23 protein-coding genes and 1 pseudogene are annotated in these 22022 nt (G+C 67.4%); 12 read left to right on the forward strand and 12 right to left on the reverse strand.

Going from position 1 to position 22022, the window contains the following annotated elements; all coding sequences use genetic code 11:
- Positions 1-1290, forward strand: a complete 1290-nt coding sequence (locus PL79_RS02910; protein ID WP_044848810.1) for an acyl-CoA dehydrogenase family protein — start codon at positions 1-3, stop codon at positions 1288-1290.
- Positions 1291-1422: 132 nt separating this feature from the next.
- Here the strand turns inward: PL79_RS02910 and PL79_RS02915 are convergent, their stop codons facing one another.
- Positions 1423-1578 carry a DUF3309 family protein gene (locus PL79_RS02915; protein WP_044848819.1) on the reverse strand — a complete coding sequence of 52 codons (156 nt, stop codon included), beginning with the start codon at positions 1576-1578 and terminating at the stop codon, positions 1423-1425.
- 211 nt (positions 1579-1789) lie between these two features.
- On the opposite strand from PL79_RS02915, the gene PL79_RS02920 reads away from it, so the two are divergent.
- From PL79_RS02920 to PL79_RS02945, 6 genes are all read left to right on the forward strand, one after another.
- Positions 1790-2464, forward strand: a complete 675-nt coding sequence (locus PL79_RS02920) for a histidine phosphatase family protein (RefSeq protein ID WP_044848811.1) — start codon at positions 1790-1792, stop codon at positions 2462-2464.
- A 20-nt stretch (positions 2465-2484) separates the two neighbouring features.
- A complete protein-coding gene (locus PL79_RS02925) occupies positions 2485-3516 on the forward strand; it encodes a phosphotransferase (RefSeq protein WP_044848812.1) in 1032 nt (343 codons plus the stop codon).
- Between the two features lie 58 nt (positions 3517-3574).
- Complete coding sequence (locus PL79_RS02930; protein WP_044848813.1) at positions 3575-4339, forward strand: SDR family oxidoreductase; 765 nt, start codon at positions 3575-3577, stop codon at positions 4337-4339.
- Positions 4340-4346: 7 nt separating this feature from the next.
- Positions 4347-5105, forward strand: a complete 759-nt coding sequence (locus PL79_RS02935; RefSeq protein WP_044848814.1) for an SDR family NAD(P)-dependent oxidoreductase — start codon at positions 4347-4349, stop codon at positions 5103-5105.
- Between the two features lie 38 nt (positions 5106-5143).
- The gene (locus tag PL79_RS02940; RefSeq protein ID WP_044848815.1) at positions 5144-6388 is read left to right on the forward strand and encodes an acyl-CoA dehydrogenase family protein; all 1245 of its coding nucleotides are present in this window, start codon (positions 5144-5146) and stop codon (positions 6386-6388) included.
- Between the two features lie 79 nt (positions 6389-6467).
- Positions 6468-7373, forward strand: a complete 906-nt coding sequence (locus tag PL79_RS02945; protein WP_044848816.1) for a LysR family transcriptional regulator — start codon at positions 6468-6470, stop codon at positions 7371-7373.
- A 45-nt stretch (positions 7374-7418) separates the two neighbouring features.
- Here PL79_RS02945 and PL79_RS02950 read toward each other — a convergent pair whose 3' ends face one another.
- The 6 genes from PL79_RS02950 to PL79_RS02970 all read right to left on the reverse strand — a co-directional run bounded on the left by PL79_RS02950 (position 7419) and on the right by PL79_RS02970 (position 14016).
- Complete coding sequence (locus tag PL79_RS02950) at positions 7419-8546, reverse strand: molecular chaperone DnaJ (RefSeq protein WP_044848817.1); 1128 nt, start codon at positions 8544-8546, stop codon at positions 7419-7421.
- Between the two features lie 115 nt (positions 8547-8661).
- On the reverse strand, positions 8662-11028 hold the full coding sequence (locus tag PL79_RS02955; protein ID WP_135800954.1) for a DNA polymerase II: 2367 nt from the start codon (positions 11026-11028) through the stop codon (positions 8662-8664).
- A 251-nt stretch (positions 11029-11279) separates the two neighbouring features.
- The gene (locus PL79_RS02960) at positions 11280-12884 is read right to left on the reverse strand and encodes an EAL domain-containing protein (protein ID WP_082088543.1); all 1605 of its coding nucleotides are present in this window, start codon (positions 12882-12884) and stop codon (positions 11280-11282) included.
- Positions 12885-13201: 317 nt separating this feature from the next.
- Positions 13202-13336, reverse strand: coding sequence for a hypothetical protein (locus PL79_RS36845; protein ID WP_268906912.1), 135 nt, complete (start codon positions 13334-13336; stop codon positions 13202-13204).
- A 16-nt stretch (positions 13337-13352) separates the two neighbouring features.
- Positions 13353-13652, reverse strand: a complete 300-nt coding sequence (locus PL79_RS02965) for a hypothetical protein (protein ID WP_044845478.1) — start codon at positions 13650-13652, stop codon at positions 13353-13355.
- 166 nt (positions 13653-13818) lie between these two features.
- Complete coding sequence (locus tag PL79_RS02970) at positions 13819-14016, reverse strand: hypothetical protein (RefSeq protein WP_135800955.1); 198 nt, start codon at positions 14014-14016, stop codon at positions 13819-13821.
- Positions 14017-14046: 30 nt separating this feature from the next.
- Between PL79_RS02970 and PL79_RS02975 the strand changes: the two genes are divergently transcribed.
- Both PL79_RS02975 and PL79_RS02980 read left to right on the forward strand, forming a co-directional pair.
- Positions 14047-14337, forward strand: coding sequence for a hypothetical protein (locus tag PL79_RS02975; protein ID WP_044845487.1), 291 nt, complete (start codon positions 14047-14049; stop codon positions 14335-14337).
- 79 nt (positions 14338-14416) lie between these two features.
- Positions 14417-14668: an energy transducer TonB family protein gene (locus PL79_RS02980; protein WP_044845477.1), complete on the forward strand. Its 252-nt coding sequence runs from the start codon at positions 14417-14419 to the stop codon at positions 14666-14668.
- A 7-nt stretch (positions 14669-14675) separates the two neighbouring features.
- On the opposite strand, the pseudogene PL79_RS36435 reads toward PL79_RS02980, so the two are convergent.
- The 3 genes and pseudogenes from PL79_RS36435 to PL79_RS02995 all read right to left on the reverse strand — a co-directional run.
- A pseudogene (locus tag PL79_RS36435) lies at positions 14676-14863 on the reverse strand (histidine-type phosphatase); the annotation flags it as partial.
- A 149-nt stretch (positions 14864-15012) separates the two neighbouring features.
- Positions 15013-15447, reverse strand: coding sequence for a hypothetical protein (locus tag PL79_RS02990; protein WP_044845476.1), 435 nt, complete (start codon positions 15445-15447; stop codon positions 15013-15015).
- A gap of 323 nt (positions 15448-15770) precedes the next feature.
- Positions 15771-17129 (reverse strand): NAD(P)/FAD-dependent oxidoreductase, encoded by a 1359-nt coding sequence (locus tag PL79_RS02995; RefSeq protein ID WP_044845475.1) that lies wholly within the window; start codon positions 17127-17129, stop codon positions 15771-15773.
- A 100-nt stretch (positions 17130-17229) separates the two neighbouring features.
- On the opposite strand from PL79_RS02995, the gene PL79_RS03000 reads away from it, so the two are divergent.
- Positions 17230-18183, forward strand: a complete 954-nt coding sequence (locus PL79_RS03000) for a LysR family transcriptional regulator (protein ID WP_044845474.1) — start codon at positions 17230-17232, stop codon at positions 18181-18183.
- Positions 18184-18221: 38 nt separating this feature from the next.
- On the opposite strand, the gene PL79_RS03005 is transcribed toward PL79_RS03000, so the two are convergent.
- Complete coding sequence (locus PL79_RS03005) at positions 18222-18455, reverse strand: hypothetical protein (protein WP_235879189.1); 234 nt, start codon at positions 18453-18455, stop codon at positions 18222-18224.
- A 192-nt stretch (positions 18456-18647) separates the two neighbouring features.
- Here PL79_RS03005 and PL79_RS03010 point away from each other — a divergent pair, with 192 nt between their 5' ends.
- Both PL79_RS03010 and PL79_RS03015 read left to right on the forward strand, forming a co-directional pair.
- On the forward strand, positions 18648-19553 hold the full coding sequence (locus PL79_RS03010) for an AraC family transcriptional regulator (RefSeq protein WP_044845473.1): 906 nt from the start codon (positions 18648-18650) through the stop codon (positions 19551-19553).
- Between the two features lie 295 nt (positions 19554-19848).
- The gene (locus PL79_RS03015) at positions 19849-20736 is read left to right on the forward strand and encodes an NmrA family NAD(P)-binding protein (RefSeq protein WP_044845486.1); all 888 of its coding nucleotides are present in this window, start codon (positions 19849-19851) and stop codon (positions 20734-20736) included.
- A gap of 27 nt (positions 20737-20763) precedes the next feature.
- Here PL79_RS03015 and PL79_RS03020 read toward each other — a convergent pair whose 3' ends face one another.
- A complete protein-coding gene (locus PL79_RS03020) occupies positions 20764-21966 on the reverse strand; it encodes a benzoate/H(+) symporter BenE family transporter (RefSeq protein ID WP_044845472.1) in 1203 nt (400 codons plus the stop codon).
- Positions 21967-22022 lie beyond the last annotated feature (56 nt).

A 22022-nucleotide genomic window follows, 5' to 3' on the forward strand; every position in this document is an offset into this window, starting at 1 on the left:
ATGATTCGTCTGAACAAGTCCGCGGCGCTGCCGCTGGTCGGCCTGACCGGCTTCGAGACGCCGCTGAGCGAAGAGGAAAACGCGATCCAGCACACGGTTCACCGCTTCGCGCGCGACGTGCTGCGGCCGATCGGGCGCGAGCTCGACCGGATGACGCCGGAGGAGGCGATCGCACCCGGCTCGCCGTACTGGGCCGCGATCGTCGAGAGCGCGAAGCTCGGGCTCGATCCGCAACTGATCGCGCAGTTTCCGCCCGAGACCGCGGTGCGTATCGAGTCGCTGATCGGCGAGGAACTCGGCTGGGGCGATTCGGGTCTGGCCGTGTCGATCGGCGCCGCGACGATGCCGCTGATGATGGCGCATTCGGTCGGCAGCCAGGAGCTGGTCGAGATGTGCGCGGGCAAGGTCGGCTGCTGGATGAACACGCAGCCCGATCGCGGCTCCGACGCGGCGATCCTGTATCGGCAGGAGCTCGCCGGGAACGGCAGGCAGCCGGTCGGCAACGTGACCGCGAAGGTCGGCGCCGACGAGATCGTGATCAACGGACAGAGCTCAGCGTGGATCTCGAACGGCTCGGTCGCGCAGGTCGCGCTCGCGTACATGGCCGCAGACTACGGCGACGGGTTTTACGGCGAAGGCGAGCGCAGCATGTTCACCAACGGCATCGCGATGATCCTGCCGCTCGATCTGCCGGGCGTGTCGCGCGGCAAGCCGCTCGACAAGATCGGCCAGCGCTCGCTGCCGCAGGGCGAGATCTATTTCGACAACGTGAAGGTGCCGAAGCGCTTCGCGATCGCGCTGAAGGACGACTATCTCGGCAATCTCGCGTCGACGTGGTCGTATGCGGGCACGCACATGTGCCAGGTGTTCGTCGGCGTCGCGCGCGCGGCGTTCGAACTCGCGCTCGCGTATTGCCACGAGCGCAAGCAGGGCGGCGCGCTGCTGATGGATCACCAGATGACGCACCTGCGCATCGGCGAGATGCTGCGCCGGCTGGAGATGGCGCGCGCGATCGCGCGGCGCAGCCTCGCGTTCTCGCGCATGTCGCCGCAGAGCCATCCGTACGCGACCGCGCAGGCCAAGGTGAGCGTGACCGAGGAAGCGATGAAGGTGACGCACGAGGCGTTCCAGCTGTTCGGCGGCAACGGCACCACGCGCGAGTTTCCGATCGAGAAGCTGTTCCGCGACGTGCGTTCGGCGCTGATCGAGGATGGCGAGAACTACATCCTCGCGTCGCGTCTCGGCGTGCTGGCCGGGGAGCTTTATCAGAACGGGTGGACGCGGGAGTAAGTGCGCGCGGCGGCGGCGCGGGCCGCGATCGCGCGCCGTTGCCGGGCTTCCCCGCTTGCTTGCGTTTGTAAAGAAGCCACGGCGCCGGGACCGAACGACGCGTGCCCGCCCGACAGGCACGCGTCGTCACACTCAGATGTGGCCCAGCAGCACGAGTATCACGACGATGACGACGATCAGCCCGAGGGAGCCCGATGGCCAGTAGCCCCAGCTTCGGCTATGCGGCCACGCCGGAAACGCCCCGATCAGCAGCAGAACCAGAACGATGATAAGGATTGTACCGAGCATCGCACCCCTCCTGAACTTGTTCGACTTGACGGTGCCTGCTTGCGCAATTCCTGTGCCTCGATGCACGGCCGTCAGCGCAACCCGGCGAAAGCGCACTGTTTGGATACCGGGAATTCATGAGATGAATAGCCTCCGATTCAGAAAATAAATTTCAAAAATGCGGACCCGGTCGCTATGCTGATCCTTCGGTTTCATTCAGGCGGAACAGGCAATGGCTGAACTCTTTCTGGTACGGCACGGGCAGGCGTCGTTCGGCACGGACGACTACGACCGGCTGTCCGCCGCGGGCGAGCAGCAGGGCGTCTGGCTCGGCGAATACTTCTCGCGGCAGGGCCTGGCGTTCGATCGCGTGATCTGCGGCACGATGAACCGGCATGCGCAGACGGTCGCCGCGATCCTGCGCGGAATGGGCCGCGACGGCGTGGCGGTCGACCGCCATCCCGGCCTGAACGAATACGACTTCCACGGGCTGTTCGCGGCGGCGGCGAACGACTATCCGGAGATCGCGCGGCTCGCAGCCGGCTCGATGAAGGAGCACTTTCGCGCGCTGCGGCAGGTGCTGCACCTGTGGGCCGACGACAGGCTCGGCGACACCGCCCCCGAAACCTGGGCGCATTTCCAGCAGCGCGTCGCCGACGCGCGCGCTGCGATCCGCGGCGGCGGCAGCCAGCGCGTGCTCGCGGTGAGCTCCGGCGGCCCGATCGCGGTGACCGTGCAGCAGGTGCTCGCCGCACCGCCGTCGAGCGCGATCGCGCTGAACCTGCAGATCCGCAACAGCAGTCTTTCGCAGTTTTTCTTCAACGCCGAAGCGTTCCACCTTGCGTCGTTCAACGGCATCCCGCATCTCGAGGATCCCGAACGGCACACGTGGCGCACCTACGGCTGACCCCACGAACGATCGCGACGATGACGAATCCTTCCCAGCCCCTCGACGTAGCCCGCCTCACGCGCTATCTGGAAGCGCACGTGCCGGGTTTCGAAGGCCCGCTCGACATGGAGAAGTTTGCCGGCGGCCAGTCGAACCCGACCTTCCTGCTGCACGCGAAGAGCGGCCGCTACGTGCTGCGCCGCCAGCCGCCCGGCGAGCTGCTGAAATCCGCGCATGCGGTCGATCGCGAATTCCGCGTGCTGAGTGCGCTGTCGGGCACCGCGGTGCCGGTCGCGCATCCGTATCACCTCTGCGAAGACCGCGACGTGATCGGCAGCCTGTTCTACGTGATGAGCTTCGAGGACGGCCGGATCTTCTGGGATCCGGCGCTGCCGGAGCTGCCGAAGGCCGAGCGCGCGACCTGCTACGACGAGCTGCTGCGCACGATGGCCGCGCTGCACGACGTGGACGTCGACGCGGTGGGCCTTGCCGACTACGGCCGCCCCGGCAACTACTTCGAGCGCCAGATCGGCGTCTGGACGAAGCAGTATCGCGCGGCGGAAACCGAGCGCCTCGACGCGATGGAGACGCTGATCGACTGGCTGCCGAAGGCGTGCCCGGCGGACACCGGCCGGCCCGCGCTGGTGCACGGCGATTTCCGGATCGACAACCTGATGTTCGCGCGCGACGGCTATCGCGTGCAGGCCGTGCTCGACTGGGAACTGTCGACGCTCGGCAACCCGCTCGCCGATCTCGCGTATTTCTGCATGTGCCTGCGGCTGCCGTCGGGCGGCCAGGTGCGCGGGCTCGCGGGCCAGGATCGTTCGGAACTCGGCATTCCTGACGAAGCGGCGATCGTCGCGCGCTATTGCGAGCTGCGCGGCATCGAGCCGATCCGCGACTGGCATTTCTATCTCGCGTTCAGTTTCTTCCGGCTCGCGGCGATCGCGCAGGGCGTGAAGGCGCGCGCGCTGCAGGGCAACGCGTCGAGCGAGCAGGCGCTGCGCGTCGGCGCGATGGCCGGCCGGCTGGCCGAGATGGCCGTCGACGTGATCGGCGCGCAGCGCTGACCGCGACGGAAGCGCCGCGCGGCGGCATGACAACACATCAATGGAGGAGCACAGCAACATGGCAACGAATCTGTTCGACCTGACGGGCAAGATCGCGCTGGTGACGGGCGCGAGCCGCGGCATCGGCGAGGAAATCGCGAAGCTGCTCGCGCAGCAGGGCGCGCACGTGATCGTGTCGAGCCGCAAGCTCGACGACTGCCAGGCGGTGGCGGACGAAATCGTCGCGGCGGGCGGCCGCGCCGAAGCGCTGGCGTGCCACGTCGGGCGGCTGGAGGACATCGCCGCGACGTTCGAGACGATCCGCGGCAAGCACGGCCGGCTCGACATCCTCGTGAACAACGCGGCCGCGAATCCGTATTTCGGGCACATCCTCGACACCGATCTCGCCGCGTACGAAAAGACCGTCGACGTGAACATCCGCGGCTACTTCTTCATGTCGGTCGAGGCCGGCAAGCTGATGAAGGCGCAGGGCGGCGGCGCGATCGTCAACACCGCGTCGGTGAATGCGCTGCAGCCGGGCGACCGGCAAGGCATCTACTCGATCACGAAGGCCGCGGTCGTCAACATGACGAAGGCGTTCGCGAAGGAGTGCGGGCCGTTCGGCATCCGCGTGAACGCGCTGCTGCCGGGCCTGACGAAGACGAAGTTCGCGGGCGCGCTGTTCGCCGACAAGGACATCTACGAAACCTGGATGACGAAGATCCCGCTGCGCCGCCACGCGGAGCCGCGCGAGATGGCCGGCACCGTGCTGTATCTCGTGTCCGATGCGGCGAGCTACACGAACGGCGAATGCATCGTCGTCGACGGCGGCCTGACGATCTGAGCGCGCGATGAAAATCGACAGCTATGCCGGGCAGGCCGTGATGATCACCGGCGCTGCGAGCGGCTTCGGTGCGCTGCTCGCGAGCGAGCTGGCCGCGATGGGCGCGCGGCTCGCGCTCGGCGACCTGAACGAAGCGGCGCTCGAACGTGTGGCCGCGGGGCTGCGCGCAGCCGGCGCCGACGTGATCGCGCAGCGCTGCGACGTGCGCGTCGAAGCCGACGTCGCGTTGCTGGTCCAGGCGGCGGTCGCGGGCTTCGAACGGCTCGACGTCGGCATCAACAATGCCGGCATCGCCCCGCCGATGAAGGCGCTGATCGATACCGACGAAGCCGATCTCGACCTGAGCTTCGCGGTGAACGCGAAGGGCGTGTTCTTCGCGATGAAGCACCAGATTCGCCAGATGCTCGCGCAACGCGAAGGCGTGATCCTGAACGTCGCGTCGATGGCCGGGCTCGGCGGCGCGCCGAAGCTGGCCGCCTATGCGGCGTCGAAACACGCGGTGGTCGGGCTCACCAAGACGGCCGCGCTCGAATACGCGCGCCACGGCATTCGCGTGAACGCGGTGTGCCCGTTCTACAGCGCGACGCCGATGGTCACCGACAGCGACCTCGGCGCGCGCCAGGACTTTCTCGCGCAGGGCTCGCCGATGAAGCGGCTCGGCCGCCCCGAGGAAATCGTCGCGACGATGCTCACGCTGTGCGCGAAGGAAAACACCTATCTGACCGGGCAGGCCGTCGCCGTCGACGGCGGTGTCTCGGCCTTCTGAACCGAACGAACGGAAACCGGAATCTCGAGGAGTCGATCATGGACTTTGGCTACACCCCGAAAGTGGAAGAACTGCGCGAACGCGTGCGCGCGTTCATGGACGCGCACATCGTGCCGCGCATTCGTCAGTGGAACGAAGAAGTGCATGCGGGGCAGTATCCCGTGTCGTTCATGGAGGCGCTGAAGGAGCGCGCGAAGGCCGAAGGCCTGTGGAACCTGTTCCTGCCGCACCTGAAGGCCGACGAGCCGGGCACGGCCCTGACGAACCTCGAATACGCGCCGCTCGCCGAGATCATGGGGCGCGTGAGCTGGGCGTCGGAGGTGTTCAACTGCAACGCGCCGGACACCGGCAACATGGAACTGCTGCACATGTTCGCGACGCCCGAGCAGCGCGAGCAGTGGCTGCTGCCGCTCTTGCGCGGCGAGATCCGTTCGGCGTTCGCGATGACGGAGCCCGACGTCGCATCGTCGGACGCGACCAACATCACGACGCGCATCGAGCGCGTGGGCGACGAGTACGTGATCAACGGCCGCAAGTGGTTCATCACGAACGCCGCGCACCCGAACTGCAAGATCTTCATCGTGATGGGCAAGACCGATCCCGAAGCGGAATCGCATCAGCAGCAGAGCATGATCCTCGTGCCGCGCGACACGCCGGGCGTGACGATCGTGCGCAACATCACGGTGGTCAATCACTACGCGCCCGAAGGGCACTGCGAGATCACGTTCGACAACGTGCGCGTGCCGGCGCGCAACCTGCTCGGCGAGGAAGGCAGCGGCTTCGCGCTCGCGCAGGCGCGCCTCGGGCCGGGCCGCATCCACCACTGCATGCGTTCGATCGGCGCGGCCGAGCTCGCGCTGGAGCTGATGATCGACCGCGCGCAGTCGCGCGAGGCGTTCGGCAAGCCGCTGAACCGGCACGGCACGATCGGCGAATGGATCGCGCGCTCGCGCATCGAGATCGACCAGGCGCGCCTCCTGGTGCTGAAGGCCGCGTGGATGATCGATAAGGTCGGTGCGAAGGCGGCGCGCAAGGAAATCTCGATGATCAAGGCGCTCGTGCCGACCGTGTACACGAACGTATGCGACCGCGCGATGCAGGTGTTCGGCGCGGCGGGCCTGAGCCCCGACACGCCGCTCGCCGACCTGTGGACCTGGGGCCGCGCGCTGCGCTTCGCCGACGGTCCGGACGAGGTGCACCTGCAGGCGATCGCGCGCATGGAGATCAAGGACGCCGTGCGCGGCTCGACCGAACCGTACCTGACGCGGCCGCCGCGCGGCTGAGCGGCGCACCGCGCGAGCCAGCGACGTGGGCGAACGGGAGACGCACGCCGTATTAAGATGCCGGCAAGGAGATCCGGCGATGCGCCTTTCGAAGATTGATCTGAACCTGTTCGTCGTATTCGAGGCGATCTACAACAAGCGCAACCTGACGCGCGCGGCCGAGGTGCTGAACCTCACGCAGCCGGCCGTCAGCAACGCGCTGGCGCGGCTGCGCAAGACGCTGAACGATCCGCTGTTCGTCAGCACGCCGGCCGGGATGATGCCGACGCCGCTGGCCGAGAACATCGTCGGCCGCGTACGCGAGGCGCTGCAGCTGCTCGATTCGAGCGCGCACGAAGGCGACGTGTTCGATCCCGCTTCGTCCGAGCGCGTGTTCCGGTTGAGCATGAGCGACCTGACCGAAGCGCTGCTGCTGCCGGCCCTCGGCGAACTGCTGCAGACGCATGCGCCCGGCATGCACGTGCGCAGCTACACGATGGACCGCCGCGAAGTGGCGACCGCGCTCGCGAACGGCTCCGTCGACATCGCGATCGACGCGCCGCTGATCGGCGACCCGCACCTGCACCAGGCGCTGCTCGTGCGCGACCGCTACGCGTGCATGATCCGCGACGACCACCCGTTCAAGGGCGACACGCTGACCCTGGACGACTACCTGTCGATGGGGCACATCCACGTGTCGAGCCGCCGCAAGGGCAGCGGGCACGTCGATGCCGAACTGACGCGGCTCGGGCTGCGCCGCAACATCCAGATGCGCGTGCAGCACTACATGGTCGCGCCGCTGATCGCGATGCGCGGCGACCTCGCGCTGACGGCGCCGCTTCGGTTGCTGCAGCGCTATCCGGCGCGGATTCTCGAACTGCCGTTCGAGATGCCGGGGCTCGAATATTTTTGCTACTGGCATCGCAGCGCCGATCAGGATCAGGGCAGCCAGTGGCTGCGCGAGCAGCTGATGACGCTGATGGGCGGGATCGGCGAGTCGCCGTGATGTGACGGCGCGTGCGCGCCGCGCGCCGGCCCACGCCGGCTTCGCTCAAAACGAATCGTCGTCGAAGCGCGACGATACCGGCCGGCGTTTCATGTCCTTCAACCAGTCCCTGACGTAGTCCGGATCCTCGAACTCGCGCAGCGCGACGGTCAGGTCCTGGTTGCCGCGCTGCATGCCGGCGATGTCGCGCGCGAGCATGCGGATCACGGTATCGGGCGCGATCTTGACGGACGACGCGATGCCGTAAGTACGCCGGAAATCGTTCTCGACGTGCCGGATCTCCTGATCGAGCTCGCGCAGCTGTTCCTCCAGGATGCCGTTGTAGCGCGTGAGCCGTGCTTCGCTCAGGCCGTCGATCGCGCGTCGGTCGATTTGTTCGATCTCCAGCTGCAGTTCCAGCAGTTGCAGCAGATTGCCCTTCGCATACGCGTGGTTGACCCGCTGCATCAGCACGGTCTTGCGCTGCTGTTCCTGCGGATCGGTTTCGCGATCGGGATGCAGCGCGCTGGCCAGCTTGCGATAGATCTCGCGGATCGACTTGCTCGATTCGGCCTGCTCGGCCTCGCGCTTCGCCTGCGCGGCCGACTGCTTCGGCGCTTTCTTGCGCTTCGCGCGCTGGGCCTCGCGTGCCGCGTGAGCGGCCATGTCTCGCTCGAACTGGGCGTCGAGTTCGGCCTGCATGCGCTCGGCGAGCTCGTCGGGTGACAGCGTGTCGAGATCGTCGGCCGGTTCCGCGGCGGGCATCGGCTTCGGCTCCCGCTTCATCGGCTCGGGGTCGGCCGCGGCGCTGGCGGCGTCGTCGGATGCGCGATGGCGGTTGTAAATGATCTTCAGCGCCGCGTCGTCGCTGACGTTCAGCAAGTCGCGCGCCATGTCGGCGATCAGGTCGGACAGCATGCGCTGCTCGGCCTTGCTCAGGCCTTTCTGCAGGAACGCGTCGTCGAGCAGATGGAGCAGCCTGATCCGCAGCGCGGTCGCTTCCTGTTCGAGCGGCAACAGCCCGTCGACGAATTTCTTCTGGAAGGCCGGCGTGACGGCTTCCCATGCGCCCAGACGCTCGCGCCGCTTTTCGATGTGCTTGACGAGCGTATTGAAGGTTTGCTGGGCTTTGGACAGGCTGGCTGTCTCGTGACCGGGCGCGATGGCGACCGCGGCACCGCGACGTGCGGTCATGATGAAGGTCCTCCGGCCGCGGCGGAAGGCGCGGCAGGCCGGTATTTTAGCCGGCATCGCCGGGTCCGGTGGCGAGACGCTCGGCTCGGGCAGCCGTGCTCGCCGCGCATCGCGCTCAGAACAATTGCCCCTGCCCGGAAATCACGCGTTCGAAATCGTCGCGCAGGAACGGCAGGATCGCATCGGCGACCGGCTGCAGCTGGCGGCTCACGTAGAACGCGTAGTCGATCGGCGAGCGCATCGTTTCGAGCGGTTCGGGGCCGGCCGTCGTCATCACGTAGCTGATCCAGCCGCCGCGCTGATACTGCAGCGGCCTGCCGCGCGCCTGGTTGAATTCGTCGGCGATCCGCGCGGCGCGCACGTGCGGCGGCACGTTGCGCTGATATTCGCTCAACGGCCGGCGCACGCGCTTGCGATAGATCAGTTGCGCATCGTATTCGCCGGCGAGCGTGCGCCGCACGTAGTCGCGAATGAAATCCTGGTACGGCTCGCGCTTGAACACCCGCCGGTAGAGTTCGCGCTGGAATGCCTGCGCGAGCGGCGTCCAGTCGGTGCGCACCGTTTCGAGCCCCTTGAACACAAGGTCCTCGCCGCCGTCCGCCGCGCGCGCGAGGCCCGCATAGCGCTTCTTGCTGCCTTCTTCCGCGCCGCGCACGGTCGGCATCAGGAAGCGCCGGTAATGCCGCTCGTACTGCAGTTCGAGCGCGCTTTCGAGCCCGAAGCGATCGCGCAGGTGCGCCTGCCACCAGCGGTTCACGTGCTCGACGAGCGCGCGGCCCTTCGCGGCGGCCGCGTCGTCGTCGTGCTCGCGCCCGAGCCACACGAAGGTCGAATCGGTATCGCCGTAGATGACTTCGTAACCCTGCGCCTCGATCAGCTCGCGCGTGCGGTGCATGATCTCGTGGCCGCGCATCGTGATCGACGACGCGAGGCGCGGATCGAAGAACCGGCAGCCCGTCGAGCCGAGCACGCCGTAGAACGAATTCATGATGATCTTCAGCGCCTGCGACAACGGCGCGTTGCGCTGGCGTTTCGCTTCGTCGCGGCCTTCCGACACGCGCCGCACGATGTCGGGCAGGCAATGCGCGGTGCGCGAGAAGCGCGCGCCGAGAAAGCCGGGCACCGACGTGTCGTCGCCCGGATGCGCGAGCCCTTCGATCAGACCGGCCGGATCGATCAGGAACGTGCGGATGATCGACGGATAAAGGCTCTTGTAGTCGAACACGAGCACCGAGTCGTACAGGCCGGGTCGCGAATCCATCACGAAGCCGCCGGGGCTGTTCTGGCCGGTTACGTCGCCGAGGTTCGGCGCGACGTAGCCGAGCCGGTGCATGCGCGGCAGGTACAGGTGCGTGAACGCGGCGACCGAGCCGCCGGTGCGATCGGCCGCGAGGCCCGTGACGGTCGCGCGTTCGAGTGCAAAGGACAGCAGGTCGGCCTTGTCGAAGATGCGCGTGACGAGTTCGCAGTCCTTCAGGTTGTAGTGCGCGAGCGCGGGCTTGTCGTGATCGAAGCGGCGCTGGATCTCGTCCATCCGCTGATACGGATTGTCGATCGACTTGCCTTCGCCGAGCAGCGATTGCGATACGTATTCGAGGCTGAACGACGGGAACGTCCACGTCGCCGATTTCAGCATGTCGATGCCGTCGAGGATCAGGCGGCCGGCCGCGCCCGCGAAGAAATGGTCGGGCTGCTGTCCGTGCGCGCGCCACTCGAGCACGCTGCCGCCGCGCCCGAGCTTCAGCGGCACGCCGTATTGCTCCGCGTGCGCATGCAGGATGCGCAGGTCGAACTGCACGAGGTTCCAGCCGATCACCGCATCGGGATCGTGTTCGTCGAACCAGTCGTTGAGCCGCGCGAGCATGTCGGGCCGGCTGTCGCAGTAGTCGAGCTTGAAGTCCGCGGCGCGCGCGTCGCCGTTCGGCGGGCCGAGCATGTAGACCTGCCGCTGCCCGCAGCCTTCGAGCGCGATCGAATACAGCTCGCCGTGGACGCTCGTCTCGATGTCGAGCGATACGCAGCGCAGCGCGGGACGATAGCCGGTCGCGGGCTTCAGTTCGCCGTCGGTCAGCGTGCCGTCGCGGCCGGCCGTGCCGCGAAACTGCACGGGCGCCGTGATGAAGCGCTCCATCGTATAGCGGTCGGGCGGCTGCACGTCGGCTTCGTAGACGTCGACGCCGGCCGCGGCGAGGCGTTTCTGGAGTCCGGACAAATGGCGGTAGCGGCGGCAGTAGAGGCCGGCCACCGCGCGCTGGCGGAAGTCGCGCAGCGCGAGCGGGCGCAGTTCGGCATCGCGCTCGCCGGCCAGCGTGCGTTCGGCGAGCGCCCGCTGCTCGGCCGGCACGAACGCGACGGCTTCCTGCGGGCGCAGCCGCACGCGGCGCGGACCGTGTTCGGTTGCCAGCCAGAACTCGATCTCGATGCCGGACGCGGTGTCCCGCCAGTGGCGGGTGAGGATGAAACCCTGCTCGAACGCAGTCAAAACACTTGCTCGTCGTGGATGCCCAGGCGGCGGATTTTAGCGCTTCTCGCGCGGTTCCCGCCGAAGCGGCGCCGCTGGCATCGGGTGGCAGGACGCGGCGCCGGATCCGCCACGTGGTGCGCGTGGCATCGACCGCGTGAAGCAATCGGCGTCGCGCGCAGGCAGGATGACGTTCGGGCGGTACGCATTCGTCTGTCGAGTGCGCGAGCGCGTCGGCCGGCAGCTGCGGCAGCGTTGCCGCAGCGCAGGCGCTAGGCCGGCATCGGCGCGAATTCTCGTTTCAGGTCTTCCGGTCGCTGCGGTCGCTGGTACAGATAGCCCTGCGCATACTGAATCCCGACCGCATGCAGCGCGCGATGCTGCTCCTCCGTCTCCACGCCCTCGGCAATGATCTTCAGGCCGTAGTGGTGCGCGACGGCGGCGATCCCTTCGATCAGTTTCGCGTTGCCCGTCGTCAGCCGGGAGATGAACTGTCGATCGATCTTCACGTAGTCGAATGGAAAGCGCGACAGCATGTCGAGGTTGCTGTGATGCGTGCCGAAGTCGTCGATCGCGAACTTCGCGCCTTTCGCGCGCAGCGTGGCGAACATCTCGGTGGTGCGCGGATTCTTCTCGAGCAGGATGCGCTCGGTGACTTCGAGCACCAGCGTGCAGCCCGGCGGAAGCCGGCGGATCGCGTCTTCGACGACGGACACGAAGCGCGCGCGTTCGAGATCCTTCGGCGCGACGTTGATCGCGACATGCAGCGGCATCGACGGCGCGAGCGCGGACAGTTCCGAGATGGCCGTGCGCAGCACGAATTCGGTCACCTTCGGCAGGATCGTGCTCGATTCCACCTGCGGGACGAACACCGCCGGACTGATGGGCCCCCATTTCGGATGCTGCCAGCGCAGCAGCGCCTCGACGCCGACGGTCCTGCGCGTTTCGACATCGACGATAGTCTGATAGACGACATGAAACTCGTTGCGCTTCAGCGCATTGCGAACGGCCTTCAGCAACAGCCGGCGCGGCGCCATCGCGAGCAGGTACGCGGCCGCGACGAGGCCGTTGACCAGCAGCGCGATCGTCACGCAGATCAGTCCGTAGCGCCGCTGCACCTGCGAAACGTAGGGTTCCGACGAGGTGACGGAGACCGTGAACGGCCAGGCGCTCGACGCGATCGCGCTGCCAGTGGGCGGCGCCGCGCCGAACGGCGGCACGAACGCGCCACGCTGATCGATGCTTCCGGCGCCTTCGATCGACAGCGTGGCCGTTTCCGCACCGAAGCGGGCGCCGTGCGCGAGCATGTCCGCCAGATAGTCGCCTTCGACCACATAGAGGACGCCGGATTCGGGCGCGGTCGCACGAAACGCCGCCAGCACCGGAACGCGATGCTGAAACGGCGTTTGCCGAAGCAGCGTGATGGCCGTCATCCCCGGCTCGGGCGCGCGAATGTATGCGGCGAGCGGGACGTCGATCGCGCCCAGTGCCGACGAGCATGTGACGCGACCGTCGTTCGCCAGCCCGACGGCCCGAAGATAGCGCAGGTGAGTGCCTACTTCGGCGAGCGTCCTGAAGATCGTCATGCAGGGTCGCCCGACCAGCGCGTCCAGCTCGGCCGGGTGACGCGAGCGAATTCCGTCGAGAACGCGGTCGACCGATATCACGATGTCGTTCGCGACGACGCGTTCGTGCTGCGCGATCGCGTCGCGTGCCAGGCGCCCGGCAACGACGAGCGCGACCACGAACACGAGGATGCAGACGATCAGGGCAAACGGGAAAACGACGTGCGGCCACGCGCCGCTGCGCTGGAATGCGGGCTTCGGGGGCAGTGCGGGCGCGGCAGGTCCTCGGGTCGTACTTGTTGTTGTACGCATGAGAATGCAGATCGAACCGGTCGATGGTTAGACGCGATGCGTTCGCCGTGCCCGGCCGGGGCACCGCGGCTCGCGCCGATATCGGGACGCAAAGCGATTCTACGCTCGCGAAACGCACGAAGCGGCATCGCGGCGGGGCGCTGGATTCGAGGCGCTTCTCCGTAACATACCCCGACCACGCATGTATATCGGTATCGCACACGAAAAAAAACCGGCCGCATCGGTGAGCGGCCGGGACAGAAGACACCTTCTCTTGGCACGAGGATGGTGCGCGGCAAGTATAAGGCGTGCAGCCCTCGATTACGAAATATTGATATTCAAAAATCGCGTAATTTCTTAATTGATGCTTGCGAGGAAATATTTGCATCGCGCGTCATCTCCGGCGATCCAGGCATCGGCGCGCCTTGAACGAGGTCCAGCCCGCGTGCTGCGAGTTGTTCCAGCGCGTGCATCAGCGACAGCAGCGCTTCAGAAATCGTCGCGCATCTTGTGGAGCAGGTCGCGGGGAGATTGATGCGTGTCCACGGCGGTGAGGACGTCGGTCAGGAACCAAGGCAGGTTCAGCTGCGTGTCGGAGTCGCCGACGCACACGCGAATCGGCGGCGCTTTTGATGCAGCGCGGGAGCCGGGCGCCGTGCCGCCGGACGTGGAGGACGGTACGCAGTTTTTCGCTTGCTGCGGGACCGGCGACGCGGCGCTGCCGGCGAGTGCCGGCAAGCTGGCGGCGGCAAGCAGGATCAGGAGGGCGAACGGGGTGGCGCGTTTCATGTGAATCTCCGGCGATGCACGTTCGACACCGTCGGCGAATCCTAGTTCGGCGTCGTCGGGGGGATTGGCTTTCAGCGTTCCGGCCCCGTGCGCGACGACATGTGCATGCCGAAGCGACCGCGCGGCTGCCGCGCCGGTTCGAGCTCGCCCGCACCGGATCGATCGTTCAAACGTCAAGAATCGTTTGGATCTCCGGCAGACGCTTGCGGTGCGGAATGCGCTCCTTTATCGTGCCGCCACGACGGCGCCGATACAGGGCGTCGAGCCAATTCGCAAAGGAGCATTCGTCATTACCGCATTCAATCGTCGCACGCATGTTCGTGCCTTTCTCGTCGCATCGGTCGCGTATCTCAACCTGGCTCATCCCGCGTCGGCGGCCTACACGGAATCGTGGATGAGCGATCACGACGTCAACGCGTACGCGCAGCAGGTCAAGCATCCGCCCGTGGCGGCGAGCAGCGCGGCGGCCGTGAAGCCGGGGCGGCAAACCGTTCGTTCGCAATCACAGTCGCAGTCGAAGGCGCCGGTCGCGGCGCATGCCGGCGCGAAACCTGCGCCGAACGCACACGCGGCTCCCGCGAAGACCGGCAAGGTGCAACATGCGGCCGGCGCCGAGCCGAAGGCGCATGTCGCCGCGAAGCCGAAGGGCGCGCCGGCACACATGAGCACAGCCGCCCGGCATTGACGCGGCGCGCACACCGGCGTGCGTCGTTCATCGATGCACGCGGCGATAACCGTAGCATTCGACGATCGGGGAGAACTTCATGTCGCTGATGGATCGCCTGTTGTCACGCGGTGTGCCGACTCCCGCGTCGAGAAGGCGCGTGATCGTGCGGGTCTGGCTCGACGAGCAGGGGCGCGTCCGCGATCTCAAGGTCAGGCGCAGCTGCGGCGACCCCGCGCTCGACACGAAAGCGCTGCACGCGATCGCCGTGATGCGCTTCCCCGGCGGTCACCTCGGCTCCGGCGGGAAATCGGCCAAGCGCTGGCACGATCTCGATTACCCGGTGGACTGACGGCGCGTCACGGATACCCGTAACGGCGCTTCAATTCCGCGTACCGCGTAGTCGTAGAAGTGACTGCCCGCGGCGATCTTCGCGCCGTCGCACGCCGCGTGGAATTCCATCTCGCGCTCGTTGTACAAGCATCATCTTCACGATGAGCCGCGAGCCATTGCGATACACGTCCCATCGCAGTTTCGCGGCCATCGCCGACATCCGGTCGCCGGGCAGGATCGGTCGAGCCTGGAAGTGTTTGCAGGCCGCCTTGACGGCGGAATGTCGGAATTCGGTCGGGCAATCGTCGGCATCGGCGCGATCGCGACCGGCCGGCGCGAGCCGGCCCGTATGCGGTGCTCGGCTCAGTGCACGCCTGCCGATGCGATCGAGCGCATCGTGTCGGTGATGCGCACGCAACGCGACAGGCCGAACGTCTCGGCTTCGCGGCGTTCCGGTTCGCTGCTCGCGACGGCCACCGCGCGCTCGGGCGGCACGCCCAGCGCTTGCAGCGCGACGTCGAACGGATGCTGATTTGCTACGGAGTCCTGCTGATTGGCGTCGGTCACGACGACCGAGAAGCGGTCGAGGTTCGCGCGGCCGAACTGGCCTTCGAACATGTCGCTGAGGCGGGCGGCCGGCAGCGTCGTGACGAGACCGAGTCGATATCCTTGCTCCGACGCGCTGTCGAGCCACTGGATGATCGCATCGCGCTGGTTGCGCGATTCGTGCGAATCCGGTGTCGCTTCGATCTGCGCGAATGCGGCGTCGAGACGGGTGACGATGGCTTCGATGACCACGGTGATTCCTCTCCTGAGACGTGACGGTCCGTTCGCGGACGGGAATGCCCGACACCTTAGCGTCGATCCGGAAATTGCAACCAATTAATATTTATAGCCGACTCATAGGGTTTGGCTGATGAATCGGGCGGCGAGCCAGTACCGGCGCGGGATGCATGCGATCCATGTGTTCCGGACGAATGGCATCGTATCGATGGCGTTCGACGTGACGCACCCGCCGCGTGCGCGATATGAATGCACCGGATGTGTGCACATGAAAAAACGGCGTATCGGGCGAGGTGCGCCCGATACGCCGTCTTGCGATGCCGCGTGGCCGTCGACGCTCAGTGCAGCTTGATCGACGGCTGGTTGCGGCTTTGCAGCCAGTGGCTCAGCGACTGGAACAGCGCGCGCTTCAGTCCGTACACGCTGAACAGGTGCTTGCGGTACAGGAACTTGTACAGCCCGATCGCGGCGAGCCCGTCGACGATCAGCGAGCGCGAACGCACGCCGAGGTCGGCCTGATAGACGGCACCGGCCTGGCCGAGCGACACGACGGTGCCCGCGTCGCGGAACGTGAAGCCCGCCACCGGCTTGCCGGCGAGGCGCCGCGCGAGCGCTTCGCACAGGTACACGGCCTGCTGGTGCGCGACCTGCGCGCGCGGCGGCAGGAAGCCGCCCGCGTCGGCCGACGGGCACGCGGCGCAGTCGCCGAACGCGTACACGTGCGGATCGTCGGGCGTCTGCAGCGTCTCGGTCACGATCACCTGGTTCGACCGGTTGAGCGCGATGTCGCCGAGTTCCCGCAGCATCGCGGGGCCCGCGACGCCGGCCGCCCAGATCGTGATGTCGCTCGCGAGCCGCTCGCCGGCCGCGGTCGTGACCGCGTCCGCGCCGACTTCCGCGACGCGCGTGTCCGTCAGCACGTCGACGTTCAGCGTGCGCAGTTGCGCGTGCATCTTGGCCGACAGCCTTGCGTCGAGCGCAGGCAGGATGCGCGGGCCGCCTTCGATCAGCCGGATGTGCACGTCGCGTGCGGACACCAGCGCCTTGAAGCGATACGTCGTCAGCTGCTGGATCGCATGGCGCAGCGCCGCGGCCAGTTCGACGCCCGTCGCGCCCGCGCCGATCACGTTGATGCAGATCGGCGCGGCGCGCCGCGCCGGCTGCTGCTCGGCCAGGTGGTTCGCCTTCGTGCACGCGGCGAGGAACTTGCGGCGGAAGTCCTCGGCCTGGTCGAGGTTTTCGAGCGGCAACGCGTGGCGCGCGGCGCCCGGCACGTTGAAGAAATTCGTCACGCTGCCGACTGCCAGCACCAGGTCGTCGTAGCCGAGCTCGCGCTGCGGCAGGATCTCCGTGCCGTCCGCGTCCTGCACCGCGGCGATCGTCGCCGTGCGTGCCGCGCGGTCGACCCGCTGCAGCGCGCCCTGCACGAAGCGGAAGCCGTGGCGCTTCGCCTGCGCCGCGTATTCGATCGTGTGCGAGGCCGGATCGCGATGGCCGGACGCGGCTTCGTGCAGCAGCGGCTTCCAGAAGTGCGTCGGGTAGCGGTCGACGAGCACGACGTCGGCTTGCCCGCGGCGGCCGACCGTGTCGCCGAGGCGCGTGGCGAGCTGCAGGCCGCCGGCGCCGCCGCCGACGATCACGATGCGCGGCACGCGCGGTGCGCGATCCGTTGCAAGGGTAGGCGTGATGGTGTCCATGTTGTGGCTCCCGCTGATGACGATTCGGATGACATTGCTCAAGAACCGACGATATAGTTTTGAACCTACGCGAACAATTTAATGTTTATAAGCGACTCATATGTATTCACTTATAGGAAAGACCGCGACGTTCCGGCAGCTGAAGGCGCTGGACATGATTGCGCGGCTCGGCAGCGTGTCGCGCGCGGCCGAGGAGCTGAACCTGACGCAGCCGGCCGTGTCGCTGCAGGTGCGCCTGCTCGAGGAGGCGGTGGGCGCCGCGCTGCTGCAGCGGGTGGGGCGCGGCGTGCAGCTGACCGCCGCCGGTGAAATCGTGTCGCGCTATGCGCGCGAGATCCTGCATCTGTGGAGCGAGGCCGGCGACGAAGTGGCCGCGCTGACGGGCGATCTCGGCGGCACGCTGCGGATCGGCGCGATCACGACGGCCGAGTACCTGATCCCGCCGCTGCTGGTGAAATTCACCGCGACGCGTCCGCACGTGAAGACCTATTTCAAGGTCGGCAATCGCGACGACATCATCCGCATGCTCGCGACGCATGAAATCGATCTCGCGGTGATGGGCAGCGCGCCGAAGGAGCTGCGCACGCACGCGGTCGAATTCGCGAAGCATCCGATGGTGTTCGTCGCGGCGCCCGGCCATCCGCTGATGCAGCGCAAGCGCGTCGCGCTGAAGGATCTCGAATCCGCGCACCTGCTCGTGCGCGAACGCGGCGCGGGCACGCGTTCCACGGTCGAGAGCCTGTTCAAGACGGCCGGCCATCGCTTTCACGTGGGCTCCGAACTGTCGAGCAACGAGGCGATCAAGCAGATGGCCGAAGCGGGGCTCGGCGTCGCGTTCCTGTCGTTGCACGCGTGTGCACTCGAGTTGCGCACGGGGCTGCTCGGGCAGTTGCCGTTTCCGGGTAACCCGATCGAGCGCGAATGGTATGTGGTCACGCTCGCCGACCGGCGGATCTCGCAGGTGACGGGGCTGTTTCGCGATTTCCTGATCAAGCAGGGCGCGCCGGTGATCGACGGCGCGACCGTCGCGCCGCACGAGCGGCGGCGCAAGTAGGCCGACGCGGGCGGCGCGTGTGCCCTGTGTCGCGGCGGTTAAACGATCCCGAAGTCGTCGTTGCTGTCGGGAATCGACGCGAGCAGCCGCTCGAGCCGGTACCAGCCGATCATGCGCAGGCAACGTGCGGCGAGTGTCGCGCGGATACTGCCGGAACGAGGACGGGAAACAGGGCGGGAAGCGGGGCGAGAAGCGCGGCGGGAAGCAACGCGGGTGGCCCCGGACGGCGGCGGCGCGGCGAACGTCGCGCGAAACGGGCGGCAATCGGGCATGACGGGCTCCGTAGGTGTCGGATGAGGCGATCGTAGGCGTGTCGGCGCTTGCTGGCGCGCAGGCACGGATCGGCTGGAGCAGAAACGGATGATCTTTTTCCGCGCGGTGCGGGAACGGGCGTGCGCGCCCGGCAAGCACCGCGGAAAAGCGTCACAATGCGCGTTCGACACCCGATCTGGTGGAGGGGAACCATGAGCGATCCGATTCTCGCCGCGCCGACCGACAACGGCGTGCCGGTCAGCCTGCGCTCCAGCCGCGGGCTCGGCTGGCGCGGCTTCGGCGCGTCGCTGCTGGAGATTCGCGCGGGCACGTACCGGATTCCGGCCGCCGAGCATCACCGCATCGGCGTGCATATCGGTTCGCCCGTGCGCGCGGATTGCGTGTGCGACGGCGAACGCGTGTCGCGCATCCAGGCGCACGGCGACGTCGACGTGATTCCCGCCGGCGTGCCGGGCCGGTGGACCGACAGCGCCGACTGCCGGATCCTGCACATCGCGCTCAGCGACACGTTCGTGCGGCGCACGTTCGAGCAACTCGAACTGAAGCCGTCGCAGGCGCAGATCCGCCGGCGGCTGCAGGTGCGCGATCCGCGCCTGCAGCACATCGCGTGGGCGATGGCCGCCGAACTCGAGGCGGAAGACGCGTCGGACCCGCTCTATGCGGAGAGCCTGTGCACGGCGCTCGTCGCGCGGCTGGTCGACAGCCAACCGGCGTTCCGCGAGCGCCGGCGTACGCTTGCGCCGAAGGCGGCGGCCCGCGTGATCGACTATGTCGAGGCGAACCTCGAGCGACGCATGACGCTCGCCGAACTCGCGGCGCTCGTGTCGATCAGCGTGCCGCATTTCAAGGTGCTGTTTCGCGAGACGCTCGGGATGCCGGTGCATCAGTACGTGGTGCGGCGCCGGGTCGAGCGTGCGAAGGCGTTGCTGCTCGAAGGCCGGCTCAGCATCAGCCAGATCGCGCTCGAAGCCGGGTTTGCGCATCAGAGCCACATGGCGAACTGGATGAATCGCGTGCTGGGCGCGACGCCGACGGAGATCGCGCGGTCAGGGGCGCGGGGTGGGCTGAGGCTCGCTTATGACGGCGACGACCGTTGATCGAGCGCGGTGGCTCAATGTCCGCGCGTGCGCGACGACGATCGGTGAGTGCTCGATTCGTCACGCGCGGACAATGCTTCGTTTCGACTGCATGAGCGTGGCTGGCAGCACCATGCGAGCCTCGACCGCAAGCGTTCGACACCGTGTCGTACAACGTCCGGTTCCTGCCATGCAGCGGACGAACCCGGCACGCGCCTGATCCGTCATCCTTTCCTGCTCGCGTCATCCGTCCGTGCGCGTCACGTTGGCGCTGCGCACCGACAATCACATCACCTTCATCCCCCAGGAGCGGATCGTGTTCGTGATTTTCGGCGCATCAGGCAACGTCGGACTGTCGACTGCAACGACCCTGCGTCAGGCAGGCCATCCCGTGCGCGCGGTGCTGCGCGACGCACGCCGGCGCGATCGTTTCGCGCAACTCGGCTGCGACGTCGCGATTGCCGACCTGACCGACGCACGCGCGGTTGCGGCGGCGCTCGATGGCGCGCAAGCCGTGCAGATGCTGTGTCCGGTGCCGGTCGCCGACAGCGACCCCGCGGCAACGATGGAGCGGACGATCGACATCGTGACCGGCGCACTTGCCGCGAATCCGCCGCCGGCGCTGCTCGCGCTGTCGGACTACGGCGCGGAGCGTGAAGGCAACACGGGCATCACGCGGCTCTTTCATCGTCTGGAAGAAGCGGTGAAGACGGTTCCGACGCGGCTCACGCTGCTGCGCTCGGCCGAGCACCTGCAGAACTGGACGCGCGTGTTGCCCGTCGCGCTCGCAACCGGTGTGCTGCCGAGCTTTCACCATCCGGTCGACAAGGTGTTTCCGACGGTCTGGGCGCCCGATGTGGGTGTCGCGGCGGCGCAGTTGCTGCTCGATTCCGCCGAAACCGGCAACGGGCCGCGTATCGTCAGCATCGAAGGGCCGCAGCGCGCGAGCGTGCGGGACATCGCGGATACGCTCGGCGCGGCGGCCGACCGCGAGATCGTCGCGCGCGAACTGCCGCGCGACGCATGGACCGCGACGCTGTTGCGCGCGGGGCTCAGCGAACGGCATGCGCAATTGATCGTCGATCTGTACGACGTGCACAACGCGGGGCAGATCGATGTCGAGGCCGGCGTGTCGGAGCGGGTGTACGGCACGACGACACTGGCGGACGCGCTCGCGACCCTGGTGCGCGCGCACGCGCGGTGAGCGGGGTGGCGGCAGAAAGGATGCGCGTTACGCCTGCCGCCGCGCCCTGCCGGACACCGCATACGCGACCGACCCGATCACGATCCCCCAGAACGCGGACCCGAGCCCGAGCCACGTCATCCCCGAAGCGGTCGCGAGGAACGTGATCACCGACGTTTCGCGATGCGCCTCGTCCTCGAAGATCCCGTGCACGTTCGCGCCGATCGCACCGATCAGCGCGAGCCCTGCGAGGATCGCGACGAACGCCTTCGGCAGTGCGAAGAACAGCGTGACGATCGTCCCCGCGAAGAGCCCGCCGATCAGGTAGATCACGCCGTTCGCGATGCCCGCGATATAACGCCGGTCCGGATCCTCGTGCGCGTCCTTGCCGGTGCATAGCGCCGCGGTGATCGCCGCGACCACGATCGTGATCCCGCCGAAGCACGCGACCGCGAGCGACATCACGCTGGTTGCCGTGATGATCGGCCGCGCGCTCGTGTGGTAGCCCGACACGCGCAGGATCGTCATCCCCGGCAGGAACTGGCCGGTGAGACTGACGACGACGAGCGGCAGCGCGAGGCTGAGCGTCGTGCCGAGCGTCCATTCGGGCGCGATGAAGATCGGCCGCGCGATGCTCGGCGACACGTTGCCGAGATGCGCCATCCCGAGCAGCGTCGCGAGCGCGGCGCCCGTCAGCAGCACGAGCACGATGCTGTAGCGCGGCAGCAGGCGCTTGAAGATCACGTACGCGGCGATCATCCCGAACCCGAGCACCGGCTGCGCGGTCGCGGCGGAGAACGCGCGCATGCCGAACGGCAGCAGGATGCCGGCCATCATCCCGCACGCGATGCCGCGCGGAATATGGCGCACGAGCCGGTCGAAATAGCCGGTGATGCCGATCACGAGGATGATCAGCGCGGCCGTGATGTACGCGCCGACGGCCTGGTTCAGCGTCAGTTGCGGAAAGAGGCCGACGAGCAGCGCGGTGCCGGGCGCCGACCACGCGGTCACGACCGGCGCCTTCAGTTTCCAGCTCGCGAACAGCCCCGACACGCCCGCGCCGATCGAGATCGCCCAGACCCACGAAGCCACCATCTCGTTGGACGCATGCGCGGCCTGCGACGCCTGGAAGAAGATCGCGAGCGGGCCCGCGTAGGAAATCAGCACCGCGAGAAAGCCCGCGGTGACCGCGGAGACGGACCAGTCGTTGCCGATCGAGCGGATCGCGCCCGGCGAGGTGTTCGGTTGCATCGTCGTAGGGAATGCGGCGCGCGGCCGGGAGGCTGAGCCGGGGCGAATGATTGTTG

This window comes from Burkholderia sp. USMB20 (genome assembly GCF_000949135.2).
GTDB lineage: Bacteria > Pseudomonadota > Gammaproteobacteria > Burkholderiales > Burkholderiaceae > Burkholderia.